General features: G+C 52.8%; 1 rRNA gene. It reads right to left on the bottom strand.

From position 1 onward, the window contains the following. A 23S ribosomal RNA gene (locus NE547_RS18055) occupies window positions 1-379 on the bottom strand; the annotation flags it as partial.

A 379-nucleotide genomic window follows, 5' to 3' on the forward strand; every position in this document is an offset into this window, starting at 1 on the left:
GTAGTACCGAGGCCCAATGTCAAGCTACAGTAAAGCTCCATGGGGTCTTTCCGTCCTGTCGCAGGTACCCGGCATCTTCACCGGGACTACAATTTCACCGAGTCTGTTGTTGAGACAGTGCCCAAATCGTTACGCCTTTCGTGCGGGTCGGAACTTACCCGACAAGGAATTTCGCTACCTTAGGACCGTTATAGTTACGGCCGCCGTTTACTGGGGCTTAAGATCACTGCTTCGATTGCTCTAACAGATCCCCTTAACCTTCCAGCACCGGGCAGGCGTCAGCTCCTATACATCGTCTTGCGACTTAGCAGAAACCTATGTTTTTGGTAAACAGTCGCTTGGGCCAATTCTCTGCGGCCCCATTTCTGGGGCACCCCTT

The sequence above is a fragment of the Flavonifractor sp. DFI.6.63 genome, assembly GCF_024462255.1.
Lineage (GTDB): Bacteria > Bacillota > Clostridia > Oscillospirales > Oscillospiraceae > Lawsonibacter_A > Lawsonibacter_A hominis.